8 protein-coding genes are annotated in these 14,686 nt (G+C 52.1%); 3 read left to right on the top strand and 5 right to left on the bottom strand.

The features are described from left to right. Positions 1 to 165: 165 nt before the first annotated feature. Positions 166 to 780, top strand: a complete 615-nt coding sequence (locus Enr10x_RS16830) for a uracil-DNA glycosylase (protein ID WP_232093033.1) — start codon at positions 166 to 168, stop codon at positions 778 to 780. A 21-nt stretch (positions 781 to 801) separates the two neighbouring features. On the opposite strand, the gene Enr10x_RS16825 is transcribed toward Enr10x_RS16830, so the two are convergent. From Enr10x_RS16825 to Enr10x_RS16815, 3 genes are all read right to left on the bottom strand, one after another. Further along, positions 802 to 1,329, bottom strand: a complete 528-nt coding sequence (locus Enr10x_RS16825; protein ID WP_145110235.1) for a CBS domain-containing protein — start codon at positions 1,327 to 1,329, stop codon at positions 802 to 804. 333 nt (positions 1,330 to 1,662) lie between these two features. Beyond that, positions 1,663 to 2,691, bottom strand: coding sequence for an alpha/beta hydrolase family protein (locus Enr10x_RS16820; RefSeq protein ID WP_145450764.1), 1,029 nt, complete (start codon positions 2,689 to 2,691; stop codon positions 1,663 to 1,665). Positions 2,692 to 2,716: 25 nt separating this feature from the next. After that, positions 2,717 to 3,370: a TlpA family protein disulfide reductase gene (locus tag Enr10x_RS16815; protein WP_145110229.1), complete on the bottom strand. Its 654-nt coding sequence runs from the start codon at positions 3,368 to 3,370 to the stop codon at positions 2,717 to 2,719. A 119-nt stretch (positions 3,371 to 3,489) separates the two neighbouring features. Between Enr10x_RS16815 and Enr10x_RS16810 the strand changes: the two genes are divergently transcribed. Further along, the gene (locus Enr10x_RS16810; RefSeq protein WP_145110227.1) at positions 3,490 to 4,767 is read left to right on the top strand and encodes a c-type cytochrome; all 1,278 of its coding nucleotides are present in this window, start codon (positions 3,490 to 3,492) and stop codon (positions 4,765 to 4,767) included. Positions 4,768 to 4,775: 8 nt separating this feature from the next. Here the strand turns inward: Enr10x_RS16810 and cls are convergent, their stop codons facing one another. Continuing rightward, positions 4,776 to 6,206 (bottom strand): cardiolipin synthase, encoded by a 1,431-nt coding sequence (gene cls, locus Enr10x_RS16805; RefSeq protein WP_145450763.1) that lies wholly within the window; start codon positions 6,204 to 6,206, stop codon positions 4,776 to 4,778. Between the two features lie 228 nt (positions 6,207 to 6,434). Here cls and Enr10x_RS16800 point away from each other — a divergent pair, with 228 nt between their 5' ends. Next, positions 6,435 to 12,617, top strand: a complete 6,183-nt coding sequence (locus Enr10x_RS16800; RefSeq protein ID WP_145450762.1) for an alpha-2-macroglobulin family protein — start codon at positions 6,435 to 6,437, stop codon at positions 12,615 to 12,617. Positions 12,618 to 12,626: 9 nt separating this feature from the next. On the opposite strand, the gene Enr10x_RS16795 is transcribed toward Enr10x_RS16800, so the two are convergent. Next, positions 12,627 to 14,603, bottom strand: coding sequence for an ArnT family glycosyltransferase (locus Enr10x_RS16795; protein ID WP_145450761.1), 1,977 nt, complete (start codon positions 14,601 to 14,603; stop codon positions 12,627 to 12,629). Positions 14,604 to 14,686: the final 83 nt, after the last annotated feature.

Genomic DNA, 14,686 nt, shown 5'->3' with positions numbered 1-14,686 from the left:
ACTCCTTCTGTAAATGTACCAGAGACTCCTGTACCTGAAACGAAAACTCCTCTTCAGACTCGTCCCCTTGAACCGGTCAACCCACCAGAACGGATGCCTGGTTCAGCCACTGAAGCAGCAGCAGAAATCACAGCTGTGACCGCAGAACCTCGAAAGGAAATGAGCGTGCCACGAACGACAAAATCGAAACTTTCCAAGGCAGATCGTCAGGCACAGTTGGAGATTGTGGCCGGGGAAGTTTCCCAGTGTCAGAAATGCCCGGAACTGGCTTCGACCCGAACCCAGACGGTGTTTGGTGTCGGGAATCCTAAAGCAAAGATCATGTTTATCGGCGAAGCCCCCGGGGCGGACGAAGACAAACAGGGCGAGCCCTTCGTGGGGCGGGCAGGGAAGCTGCTGGATAAAATCATCGAAGCCTGTCAGATGAAACGCAGCGAGATTTATATCGCCAATATTCTCAGATGCCGTCCTCCGGGAAACCGGAATCCGACCGACCAGGAAGCTGCGAACTGTCGCGGTTTCCTCGATTCTCAGATTGAAATTGTCGATCCGGATTATATCGTCTGCTGGGGCTCCGTAGCGGCCAAAAACCTGCTGCATTCGGAAATGCCGATCGGCAAGATGCGGGGGCAGTTTTATGAATACGGACGGGCTAAAGTGGTCTGTACTTATCATCCGTCGTATCTGTTACGAAATCCTTCCGCAAAGAAGAACGTCTGGGATGACATGATCTTCCTGTTTCAGGATATGGGAATCGACCTCAAAGCGACTCAGAATTAAGCAGCCTGAGTTCATTCCGCTTCAGTCGTCAATCAGTCCATGCAACTGGAGCAGTTGTCGATGCGAGTTGACCCTGTTGAGATGAGGCGGGTTGATCTCGGCACTCGAGGCATGAATCTCTGTAGTCGCAGATGTGTTTGATGCCTGCTGCTCGGTATCGTCATCGACTTCAGCGAGTGTCAGCATCAGCCGGAACAGGTCGCGACAGGTCAGTTTGCCAACCAGCCGACCATCATCGGTGACCGGCATGCAGCTGTTGCGACGATCGCGGAACAGAGGAGCATGCTGAAGAGCATCGTCGTCTGGAGAGAGGGTTTCCAGTTGAACATGCATGATGGATTCAACCGGGGCCAGCATGTCGGCTTGCTGCAGTTTCTGCTTGAGAAAGTTGTACTCTGGGATCACTCCGACGAGTTTCATCTGCTCGTTTGTTACGTATACTTCAGGGGACTCAGCCTGAATCATCTGACGGGCTGCTTCCTGAAGACTTGTGCCCAGGGGGACACTGACCGGGCTTTGGGTCATCAGATCACGTACTCGTACCTGCATTGTTTCTTCCTTGGCAATGACCAGTTTTGAATGGGTTCAAAACGGTTTCTACAATAGGGACGGATGAAATCAGTAAATCTCACAGGGGAGATCAAAATACACAGGCCCGCTGAAGGCTGGAATTGAAATGCTGCGTGGGGATCAGGTATTTCATTCAACCTTCGATTCAAAGATAGGTTGCCAGGAAACAACATGATGCAATTTATCAACACTTTCCCTCGAAAAGAGAGGAACAGTGCAAAAAGAATGCGGGTTGTACAGGTTGTAACGGGTTGGCTTTGAGAGTTGATCTATCGTCAGCGCAGCTCCTTGCACGAGCGAAGTCAGCATGTGCTACTGATAAAGGTCCAGAATATCCCGGGCGACCTGGAAGACGACTTTTGGACCTGTGGTGGCTTCGATGTGACCCAGTTTGTGATGGGAGACTCTGGTGCCCCATTGTTCTGCCAGTTCCGCGATGCGGGCCGAGGGGACAAAGCGGTCAAAATCAGCGATATGCAGATGGATCTGCTCTGGAGCCAACAGGGGCTGCCACTGATTCAACCGGAGTGGTTTACAGAGTTGTTCCAGCTGCTCCTCTTCTGGAGGATCATGGCTCGCCCCCCGACGGATGGCGTTCACCACGGTCCCTCCCTCTTCCAGAATACGCAGCAGGTCCACAGGGGGAGTGATCGCGATCGCGAACTGCAGTTGCTCTATCAGGAGAGTTGCTGTCAGTGTCAGCCAGGCTCCATGACTGATTCCCATCAGGCCGATTTGTCTTCCCTCAGCCTGGAGAGCAAGAATCAGGCTCCAGAGGTCGAGAATCCCCTGTCGGGCGACCATGAGCTGGTGATCCAGATTCCCGCCGGCAATCAGTTGTCCGGGACGATACCCGGCTGGAGTCCGTCTGAAATTAAAAGGACTGTCCAGCATCACCACATCAATTCCGTGGGGCGTCAACTGCTGAGCCAGTCTGTTGAAGCTGCGGACCCCCAGTTGCACGATGCCATCCACGGCGACAACGGTTAAGCGGGATTCTACCTCTGTCTGTGGAGAGGCCACTGTCGATTTCCAGTGACGCCCTTTCACGCAGTCGTTCTCCGGAAAGCCGGTATCAACGGTCGACGGGAACTGGAAATCTTCCACTTTCGCAGACGGAAATGTGGCTTGGGAAGTGGGACGCAACTCCGCCTGGTATTCCAGCTGCGCTGGAGGTGGTTTCGGTGAAAAAAACGAGGTCAACTCGCCGCTGTGAAGTTGGGGAGTGTGATGGCTGGCATCCGAGATCAGCAACGGTTGTTTTTTATGATAAAAGAACCGATGCAGGAGATAGAAGCCGAGTATCTCATCCAGGCAAGTTGACCAGAGTCTTTGAAACATGCGAACCACTCAGTGCAAGGCAGACTTATTCCGGTTTCTGTTTAAGGGCAGTCTCCAGCGCGGCTTTGATGTCTTCCTGTGTGAACTGCTGACTCGGGTCTGCAAAGGAAAATTTCTTGAACAGTTTTCCACTGCGGTCGTAAATCCGATAATGTGGCAGTGCACCGCCATCGATTCCGTAAGTTTCCATCGGATCTTTATCGTCAGCAGCGGTGGCCAGAATGTTGGTGAACTGCGCATCCTGTTCTTCGAGGAATTTCAGGACTGCCTTCTGAGTCTCTTCGTCTGATTCATCCATGCTGACCGAGATGACACTCAATCCCTGGCCGGCAAATTCTTTGTTCCATTCGACTGTATGGTGGAAATTCTTGACACAGGGAACACACCAGGTGGCCCAGAAATCGACCAGGACCACTTTGCCCTGCTGCTGTTTCAGGATCTCCTCAAATCCGGCGGCATCACTTAACGTCAGTGTGATTTCGACTGTCTGTTCAGGCTTCACTTCGGGCGCAGTGGTTTCTGGTTCGGTAGCTGTTGTTTCTGGCTGCGGTTCAGTTTTGGTGGATTCCGTACTTTCCTGAGCTGTGCAACCGAGACAGATTAGCAGCAGGCTGCCTGCGAGAGTGATGCGAAAAGGATGCTGCTGGCGGAAGATTCGGGCAAGTTGCGTGAGGATCATGGTTCGTCCCTGAAAAGGTAGAGTAAATCAGATATACCTGTTCGAATTTTATACAAAAACGGAAAAGGAGCATAGTGTGAAGCGGGTTTCCTGCTGTAAGATTTAGGAGTCAGCAAAATATGGAAAGCCAACTTAATTCAAATTCGGAAGCATTCATGATCACCCCCAGTAAAGCATCCTTGATTCGCACGGTGATTATCCTCCTGGTATTGATCAATCCCCGCTTTTTTCTTCAAGCAGCAACTCCAGAGATCTCATTACAAATTGAGAGGCTGGAGAATACCTGGCTGCAGGAAGTTGCGGAGGGGGACTATCGAATTCTGGTCGAGGGAGAGCCTCTGAAACGTATCTCGGGAGCGGAATTGCCTGCCCTGCGGGATCTGGAGATTAAGTTACAGAATCAGAAGAATCAGGACCCTCAGGCAGCTCGGAAACTGAATGCACTGTTAATTGCTATGGGACGTATTGCAGATGAACCGACACTGATCTATTTGCATGAGCTCTTCGAATCCTATCCAGAACGTCGAAATGATATTGCAGAGGCGATCAGCTGGTACTCTCAGGAAAATCAGCGTCGGGATGCCGACTGGAGAATCCTGGTTCGTTCCTTGAATATTGTCGAGGGAAAACAGGCCCAGGCAGTCATGCAGGCACTGACACGGTTCCACCGTCGTTCCAATAAAGCCCAATGGATTCGGCAGGTGATCCTGGTGGGGCTGCAGCAGGATGCACAGGGGCAGGAGATCGCGGTAAAACTCCTGGAGCACTGGACAGGGCAAAAACAGGTTCAGCCACAAGCAGAAGATTCTTCGCCGCTCGTGGCCTGGCAAAAATGGTTTGCTGAAAAATATCCGGATGAACTCCCCGCAGTGCTGCCAGTTGAACCGGCGGACACGCGCTGGAAATATCGGGACCTGCTTGCTGAACTGCAGAAACGATCCGCAGAACCGGTCAACCTGAAGCTGGGAGCCCAGGCGTTCGTTAAAGCGACCTGTGTGAAATGCCATCTGTTCGGGAAAACAGGTGAGAAAATCGGACCGGATCTGACGCATGTCAGCAGACGGTTTCAACAGAAAGAAATCCTGCAGGCAACAGTCTTTCCTTCCCATTTCGTTTCTGAAGAATATCCAACCTTTACGATTGTTACCTCTGCTGGAAAAACCTTTACGGGCATGATGGGAGCGGCGGGGCCAGATGAGATTATGCTGCTGACCAGTGAAGGAAAACGGCAACTTCTGAAAAAAAAGGACGTGGAAGAAATTATTCCGGTCAAGAAATCATCCATGCCGGAAGGACTGTTGAACCTGCTTACCAAAGAAGAAGCCATCCAGTTGATCCGGTATCTATCCAAGCTGCCTGAAGGAGCATCTGAACGCTATCGGCATACAAGCCGTTAATAAAATTTCTACATGACCGGCGCAAACAGCCGATAGATGTTCTGCTTTAAAATGACCAGTTTGCCGCGCTGTTCCCACTCTTCCTCGGTGATTTTTCTCGCATCGAGGATATCCTGCTCTGTTGTCTCTCGCAGTCGCTGGGCAAATTTCCGGTCATAGATTGCCAGGCCGACTTCAAAATTCAGGATCAGACTGCGGAAATCGAAATTGGCAGTGCCCACGAGAGACCAGCAGCCGTCGATCGTAAGTGTTTTGGAATGTAGAATCCCTTTGTTGTATTCATAGATCTCCACACCGGCATCGAGCAATGAATCGTAATAGGAGCGGCCGGCATGGACCGTTGAGGGATTCGCAGATTTTCCGGATACCAGAAGTTTGACATGAACCCCACGCCGCGCGGCTGATTCCAGAGCGGTGGTCAGCGATTCCGGCGGGACGAAGTATGAGGTGGTCAACAGCAGGCTTTCACGGGCTTCGTTGATGGCAGCGAACATCAGGGTGAGAAAGACGTCCGCGTTTTTTTCCGGTCCCGAACAGAGCGTCTGAGCTGTCACATTCCCGTCGGTTTCAGGATGGGGATAGTACTGAGAATGCGTCAGGGCTTCACCCGTGGCAAAAAGCCAGTCCTCCGCGAAGACCTGCTGCAACTGGAGCGTCTCCGGACCTTCAATTTTCAGATGTGTATCCCGCCAGAAACCAAGATCCTGATGGAGCCCCAGGTACTCATCCCCGATATTCATGCCACCGGTGAATGCCAGGTTGCCGTCCACGATCACTATTTTGCGATGGTTGCGTAAATTGAGCGACCAGCGTTCGCGAAAAGTCGCACCCGGCAGGAAGGGGGCTACCTGGATTCCGGCCTCAATCATCGGCTTGAAAAAACGGCGTCTCAGGTACATCGATCCGAGACCATCATACAGAAAACGGACTTCCACGCCTGCCTTTGCTTTTTCAATGAGCAGATCGCGCATCATGGTTCCTGACTGATCCGGCTGCCAGATGTAGTACTCCAGATGCAGAGAGTGCCGGGCGTTCATGATCGCCTGTTTGATCAGGCCCAGGGTTCGATTGGTATCCGTCAACAGCTCTAAACTGTTCCCATATGTGGGGACGGTATGTGCAATATTCTGGGCAAGCCGCATCAGGTTTTGATTCACTACCAGGTACTCATCATTGGAAAGCAACTGATTCTGAATAACCTGGGGGAGTTTGGGCGCCAGCGACTGGTTGGCACGCTCTTTGGAGAGCGACCGTCGTTGAACGCGATTGATCCCAAAGAAGAGGTAGATGATCCCTCCCAGACCCGGGAGCAGGAGGATACATAAGATCCAGGAGACTGTGGAGACCGGATGGCGTTTTTTCTGCAGCAGGATATGCGGAATCAGAGCCAGCGTTATCAGGTAGCCACTGATGGTGACCGCTGCTGTAATCCAGTCCATTAATCAGTCTCTCGAACGCCAGGAAACAGGAAAGATGCATCAGATTTCATTTGATTCAGGATTATGCAGTAATCCTGTATATTCTCCTACCTTGTTTTTCCTGTGAGCTTTGAATTTTATGAGAATTTCGGGAACTCCCGGGGAATTCATTTCGTCAAACAGAGGCGAAATATTATGATTCCCGTCTGACAAAGTCTCAACTCAACAGCTCTTGATACAGGTCCCGGCATGTCGAAGTTTCAAATAAAAAATTGCGTTCTCTGGTCTTTGATGGTGGTCAGTCTGACTTTCCTGGGAGTCTATCTTCTGGCGGCAGAAAAAAGTTCCCCGGAAGCGCGATCTCTGGCAGACAGTTATCAGAAACAGGGAAATTATCGAGATGCCTGGAATCTCTATCAGAAACTGGCGACAGAGCAGGGTAGCTCTGCAACAGAAGTCGTACATGACTTGCAGCAGGGCATTCAGTGTCTGCAGCGTCTGAACCGAGGCAGTGAAGTTGATGATTTTCGTGCAGCGGTCTTGAAAGTCCACGGCGACCAGCCACGCGTACTGGCAAAACTCGCGGAAACTCTGGTTCAGGGACCCCACTTTGGATACATCATTGATGGAAAGTTCATTCGTGGGCATCAACGCGGGGGACGCCGCTATGTGAATACAGCGGAGCAGGATCGACTGAGGGCGCTGCAACTGATGTCGCAGGCGGTGGAAGAGTTGAAACCGGCAGATGACCCGGCACTGGCGGCTGACATTTATGCCGACTATGCGAAATATCTCATCTTTGGTCGTCAGGGGAGAGCTGCCTGGAAGCTCCAGATCTTGACCGATCTCAATGAAATTCCTGATTATCAGAGCGTCGGGGCTCAACCTGGTAACTGGTTTCGAGGCGCTCCCAGCGGGGGACCGGACGGGGCTCCCGTCGATGCGGATGGGAAGCCGATCTATTATCGCGTGCCTCAATCCTGGGAGACTGCAACCAACGATGGAGAACGCTGGCGGTGGATGCTGGCCGCATCGGTCAAGCAGGAACCTGGGCGGGAAGCGCGCGTGCTGCTCGAAATTGCCAATTTTAACCGCAGTCAGTTTGGTGTTCAGACGATGCAGAGTTATTTTCCAATGCTGTTCCGTGCACGGGGGACGGAAGATGAAAAATCTGAGGAACAGGTCAATCCTTTTTCACTGGAGAGCCTGAAGCAGACAGAAACCATGGCTCGCCTGGCGACGGGAATTCAGCGATTTGAACTTCCCGACGACCAGAATTTTATCTTGCTCTATCAGAAAGTGGTCTCCTTAGGGAAAAGCAGCCAGGCGGAATCGGCACTGTCACAGTTGACCAGTGTCTTTGAGAACCGGAGACAATATCCTGAGGCTGCCAAATACCTGCAGCAGAATATTCGCGAGTATGGCGATCCTCATCAGAATAAGCAGAAGCACCTCAATCAAATCGTCGGGAACTGGGGAGAATTCTCTCCCCATGGGACACAGCCTGCAGGTCAGGGAGCGAAAGTCGATTACCGGTTCCGGAACGGGAAACAGGTCAGCTTTGAAGCTTATGAAGTCCACGTCGAAGAATTATTGAATGATGTGAAAGGCTATCTCAAGACGCACCCGGAACGACTGGACTGGAATCGGATCAATATTTCCAATCTGGGATACCGGCTGGTTCACGAACAACAGAAAAAATATCAGGGAAAGCTGGTTTCTCGCTGGGAGATGGAACTCGATCCCCTCAAGGGGCATCTCGACCGACGCATTACCGTGACCACACCTCTGCAAAACGCGGGAGCGTATCTCCTGATTGCAAAATTGAAAGATGGCAATACCAGCAGGATCATTGTCTGGCTGGATGATACTGTTATCGTGCACAAACGGATGGCTGACCGTACCTTCTATTTTGTGGCAGATGCGCGAACGGGGCAGCCTGTGCCAAATGCGAATCTGGAGTTCTTTGGATACCAGAACAAATACATCTCCCGCAATCAGAGAGAGACTTTGACAGCGAATTTTGCAGAGCAGACCGATGAAAATGGTCAGGCCTTTCCGGAAGAGGGTCTGTTGAAACGTGAATTTCAGTGGATCACCATCGCCCGCACACAGTCTGGCCGTTTTGCTTACCAGGGGTTCGATCGGTTCTGGTACCAGCGATCCAGTCACGAGCAGTATCACGTTAACAAAATTTATGGAATCACCGATCGCCCCGTATATCGTCCCGGGCAGAAAGTGGATTATAAATTCTGGGTTCGAAATGTTGGTTATGATTTGTCGAAATCTGAAGAGGCACTGTTTGACAAGCATACTGTGACTTTGAAACTCTTGGGCAGGGATCAGAAACAGATCTTTGAAAAGACTCTCACCACAGATGAGTATGGTGGTGTGAATGGGGACTGGAAGATTCCAGAGGATGCAGACCTGGGCAGCTACACGTTTCGAGTCGAAGTGAAGTATGCTTTTCCACCAGGACAGAACCGAAATCGAAAATTCGCTTCGACGTTCTCATTTCGGGTCGAGGAATATAAAAAGCCGGAATATGAAGTCTCTGTCGAGGCTCCAGAGGAACCGGTGGCGCTGGGCGATACGATCACAGCAAAAATTAAAGCAAACTACTATTTCGGCAGCCCGGTAACCAATGCTGAAGTCAAGTATAAGGTGACGCGAACCTCCTATCAGCAGCACTGGTATCCTTACGATCCCTGGAACTGGTTATATGGTTCCGGGTACTGGTGGTTTACCGGCGATTATGACTGGTATCCCGGCTGGGGACGCTGGGGGTGTGTGGCTCCCGGTCCCTGGTGGATTCATCATCGCTCGGCACCGCCGGAAGTGGTCATGTCAAATACGGTGCCCATTAATTCCAATGGTGAAGTCGAAATCAAGATCGATACGGCTCTGGCGAAAGCCATTCATGGGGATGAAGACCATCGTTATGAAATCACCGCTGAGGTCGTTGATGAATCGCGACGGACGATCGTCGGAAAAGGATCGGTGCTGGTAGCCCGCAAGCCGTTCAAGGTCTTTGCCTGGATGAATCGGGGCTATTACAAAGTAGGCGATACGATGATTGCCAGCTTCAAAGCACAGACGCTCGATCAGAAACCCGTACAGGGGACGGGGAAGATCGTGCTGTACCGCGTTACCTATAACGAACAGGGAGAACCAGACGAAACCGCGGTTCAGGAGTGGGCCGTCAATCCCGGGGAAGACGGGACCGCAACTCAGAAGATGTCAGCAACTCAAGCAGGGCAATATCGGGTCGCTTACACTGTGACCGATCAAAAAGGGAAAGAGATCGAAGGAGGCTGTCTGTTTTCCATTCGCGGAGCAGGATTTGATGGTAAGGAATATCGCTTCAATGATCTGGAAATCATTGTCGAAAAGAAAAACTATCAGCCGGGCGAAAAGGTGCGTCTGTTGATCAATACGAATCAGCCGGGCAGCACCGTTCTGCTGTTCCTCCGGCCGGTGAATGGGATTTATCAGGCGCCGCACGTACTCAAGCTGGCCGGAAAAAGCACGGTCTACGAACTGGATCTGACCCGCAATGATCTGCCCAATCTGTTTGTAGAGGCAGTGACGATTCACCAGGGGCATGTGTATACCGAAGCCCGGGAAATTGCGGTCCCGCCGGAGAAGCGGGTGGTGAACCTGGAAGTAGACCCCTCGGAAACAGAATATAAACCCGGACAGGATGCCACGGTAAAGCTGAAAGTTACCGATGTCGAGGGGAAGCCGGTCGAGGGTTCCCTGGTAGTCAGCGTCTATGACAAGAGTGTGGAATACATCAGTGGTGGTTCCAATGTGGGGGATATCAAAGCATTTTTCTGGAAATGGAAACGCTCGCACCATCCCCTGACATACGACAGTCTGACGCGCGGTTTTCATAATCTGCTCAAGCCGCATGAGATTGGCATGCAGGTACTGGGTACCTTTGGGCATCTGATACGAGAGTCGGAAGATAAGGCCAAAAAGTTCGGGGACATGGAAGGTGCTGCCTGGGGAGTGGGGTCCATGCGACGTTCGAACGTGGCCGGCGCAACTCCCATGGCGGCAGCACCAGAATCAATGATGCTGATGGAGAAACAGTCGGGTGCGGCTGTTGCCTCGGCTGATTCAACTGCTGTGGTTGAGCCCGTTGTGCGTCAGAAATTTGCTGACACCGCCTTCTGGAATGGTGCGATTACCACCGATCAAAATGGTCTGGCCGAAGTTTCCTTCAAAATGCCGGAGAACCTGACAAGCTGGAAGATTCGCAGCTGGTCGATGGGCGCGGGCACCATGGTGGGTGAGGGAGAACAGGAAGTGGTTACCCGAAAAAATCTCATCGTTCGCCTGCAGGCGCCCCGATTCTTCACTGAAACGGACGAAGTAGTATTAAGTGCCAACGTACATAACTATTTGAAGACCTCTAAAGATGTAAAGGTCGTTCTCGAACTCGACGGAGATACTCTGGAACCACTGGATGAACTGACTCAGACCGTTAACATTGACGCCAACGGCGAGAAGCGGGTGGACTGGCGCGTCAAAGCAGCTCGCGCAGGCTTCGCCGTGATTCGTATGAAGGCTCTCACGGATGAAGAATCTGATGCGATGCAGATGACTTTTCCGGTCAAGGTGCATGGAATTTTGAAGACGGAGTCCTTTACCGGAACCATTCGTCCCGAGGATCACTCGGCACAGATCAGCTTCCAGATTCCTGGCCAGCGGAAAACGGAACTCAGTCGACTGGAGTTGCGTTATTCACCCTCACTGGCAGGGGCGATGGTCGATGCTCTGCCATACCTCATCTATAATCCTCACAAAACTACGGACTGTACGCTGTATCGTTTTCTGCCGACCGTGATGACGCAGAACATTCTCAAACGGATGGGACTGAATCTGCAGGAAATCGAACGGAAACGGACGAATCTGAATGCCCAGGAGATCGGTGACGACCAAAAACGAGCAGAACAGTGGAAACGCTATGCTCAGAACCCGGTCTTCAGCCAGGCTGAGGTCGATCGGATTGTCAAGCAGGGCGTAGCGGATCTGACCAGCATGCAGCTTTCGGACGGGGGCTGGGGCTGGTTCTCCGGCTGGCAGGAACGCTCTTCTCCCTTCTTTACCGCGCGGGTAGTACAGGGGCTGGCACTCGCGAAGCAGAACGATATTGCATTGGTGCCTGGTACTCTGGAACGCGGAATTGAATGGTTGAAAGCCTATCAGCAGCGCGAGCTGCAGAAACTGCTCAATGCCCCCTCCAAAACGAAACCCTACAAACAGTATGCTTCCAACCTGGATGCCTATGTGTTGATGGTGCTGGTGGATCAGGGGATTGCTAACGAGCAGATGTACGATTTTCTCTATCGGGATCGAACGAAATTATCTGTCTATGCACTGGGCATGCTGGGGCTGGCGTCTCACAAACTGGAGCGTCAGGATCGAGTGGCGATGCTGATGGATAACATGGACCAGTATCTGGTTCAGGATCAGGAGAACCAGACGGCTTACCTGAATCTGCCGGAAAGCAACTGGTGGTGGTACTGGTATGGTAATGAAGTGGAAGCGAACGCTTATTACCTGAAGCTGCTCTCCAAAGTCGATCCGCAGAATCCCAAAGCGGCGCAGTTGGTCAAGTACCTGCTCAATAACCGCAAACACGCGACCTATTGGAGTTCCGTCTCGGATACTGCGATCGCAGTAGAAGCATTGGCCGAATACTGGTCTGCCAGTGGCGAGGATCAACCTGATTTGACACTCGAAGTCTACCTGGATGGCGAGAAGCAGAAAGAGGTGAAAATCACCGCCGACGATCTGTTTACGTTCGACAATAAATTCGTACTGGAAGGCGAAGCATTGACCTCGGGGGCCCATCGTCTGGAAATCCGTAAGCAGGGGCAAGGTCCGTTGTATTACAATGCTTACGTGACCTATTTCACGAAAGAGAAATTTATTACTGCGGCTGGCCTGGAAATCAAAGTACAGCGCAAATACTACCAGTTGATTCCCGAAGATGCAGAGATTAAGACTGCGGGATCCCAGGGGCAAGTGGTCGGTCAACGAGTCGAAAAGTACCGACGCAAGGAGATTACCTATGAGAGAGCTCTTAAGAGTGGCGACCTGGTCGAGGTCGAATTGATCTTCGAAAGTAAAAATGATTACGAGTATCTCGTCTTCGAGGATTTCCGGGCAGCTGGTCTGGAGGCAGTGGAACTGCGGAGCGGTTATTCGAATACCGGTCTGGGCGCGTACCAGGAATTTCGAGATGATCGTGTGGTGTTCTACATCAGACAATTAGCCCGTGGCACAAGCAGTCTGAGATATCGTTTACGAGCCGAAATCCCAGGTAAGTTCAGCGGTTTGCCGGCAACAGGAGAAGGTATGTATGCACCGGAGCTGAAAGCAAATTCCGACGAGATGAAGCTGCAGATCACTGACTGACGCTGGCGATCAGATCGGTACCCAGAACGTTCCATTCCATCTGCTGAGCCGATTCTGTTCTGCATCGAACAGGTATAGAGTCCGTTTGGGGAATATTTGCTGCAACCGAGCGGGGGGATAGAGATCGGGCAGGTACCGTCCGGTCAGCATCTCCTGCTGGTCCAGATCTGGTGGGTTGATGACATAGTCGATATGCCGATCGTGAGGATCGTGAGCGATGAGCAGCAGGGCAGGGTGGTTGATCTGGGGATGATGCTCCAGCATCTGCTGGAACTGATAATGTTTGATCCGGGAAAAGGCGACATTGTTCACGACTGTTTCCAGCTTGGAGACACCCCAGAGTGGCGGCAGGATTGTGAGGTTCGTCAGCAGAGCGGCCAGAATCATGGTCAGCCAGAGTACACTCATGAGTGGTCGGTCGATCTGCTGCCAGAGACGGAACAGCGTCTGTGTGGCGCGGGCAAAGATCAGCGCCCAGAGGGGACCGGTCTCAAAGACGTAGTGCCAGTGCATGATCCCATCATACCAGTAAGGAATATGGACGACGTGCAGCGAGATGATGGAGGCAAACACAAGCCACCAGCGGGACCAGCGTTTCCATTCGGTCAGGAGAAAGATCAGTCCCGCCAGTCCCAGAGGAATAATCCCCAGCGTCCATTGCAGGCTGGCCAGGAATCGGTTTTGCACATTCTGGACTGCCAGAGCCGGTGTCAGGTTTTCGGCCCACTTGTCATAATTCTCCAGTACCTTGGGACCGAGCTTCTGCTCTCCCCGTATCACATTATTAAACCCATACACATGCCGTGGAGTATAAAGATCGGTATAGAGTTGATAAGGCATCTTCCAGCCACTGCCGGTAATGGACTGGTTGTATAGAAACAGGCCGAACAGGCCAGCAGCCAGGGGAATCGCCAGCCCTGCTACCGGCAACCAGACCTGCCGCGCTGTGGTAGCTGACTCTGATTTCTTCAGACGCAGCGATAACCAGCGGACGATTTGCACTGCCAGCCAGATCCCGAACGGCAGAGCAAAGCCGGCTGCCGTCATGGGACGACAGAGCATCGCAAAGGTGAGACCGATTCCCGCTACAAACGCATCGCGAAAAGAATGTGTCCGTTGCATTCGCAGGAATGCCCAGAGAAAGAGTGACAGCCCGACCAGAGTGGGATGATGGGCCAGCAGCAGATTACTGAAAATAGCCATCCCGGGTGATAACGCGATGATCAGTCCGGCCAGTAATCCCACTCCGTTTCCTCCCAGTTCCCGTCCGGACCAGAAGAAAAAAAACGTGGTAATGGCACCCGCCAGCCAGTATCCCCAGTAGGGATGTCCCCAGGCGAGGAAGGGGGCCAGCCAGAGACCGGTACCCGGAAAATAGCGACTGGCCATTTTGCCTTCGTTGAGGACATGGACCTGGTTGAACAGTTCCGGGGCGTCGGGATGACTGGGGAATGAGGTCCTGCCATCCAGGAAGGTTTCCGCCTGAAAGAGATAGCTGTGTTCATCGTGATAGGCCGGAGGGAGATCACCGAGCGTGAGCTGGCGTTCGGAATCAACGATGTGACTTGCAGTCCAGAAGCTGATGCCAAACGAGCTCAATGCCAGCAGCAGACTGATTGAAATGGCAAAGATGTCCCATTGACCCGCTGTCTGTTTCTGACGAACCCATTGTTGAGACAGTCGGGGATGCAGCACCTGCGCGAAGAAACGGGAATGATAGGGGAGAGGCAGCCACCAGCAGAGTGGACTGAACAGGAGCAGAATGAAATAAGGTGTGGTGTCGACGTTCACATGCAGAAAGAAACGGGACAGCCAGGGGAGCTGCAGATTTTCAGAATTGACGCGGCTCCATTCATAAGGAATCAGAAACCACAACAATCCCACCACAAACAGTAGATGGATCCAGGGGATCCAGCGCGAAGAAGAGGGGGATGCTGGATCTGAAGCGGGAGCAGGCTCAAGGGAAGAAAAGTTTTTCGAGTTCATAGAACGGTGTGATTTCTGCCTGATGAGAACCTGCTGCGAATTCAATTCGGAATGATGAGTTTCAACTCCTTTCAGAGAGTATA

Origin of the sequence: Gimesia panareensis, assembly GCF_007748155.1 — a bacterium.
Lineage (GTDB): Bacteria > Planctomycetota > Planctomycetia > Planctomycetales > Planctomycetaceae > Gimesia > Gimesia panareensis.
Note: the sequence above shows the minus strand (reverse complement) of the source record. Positions and strands in the feature narration are given on the sequence as shown.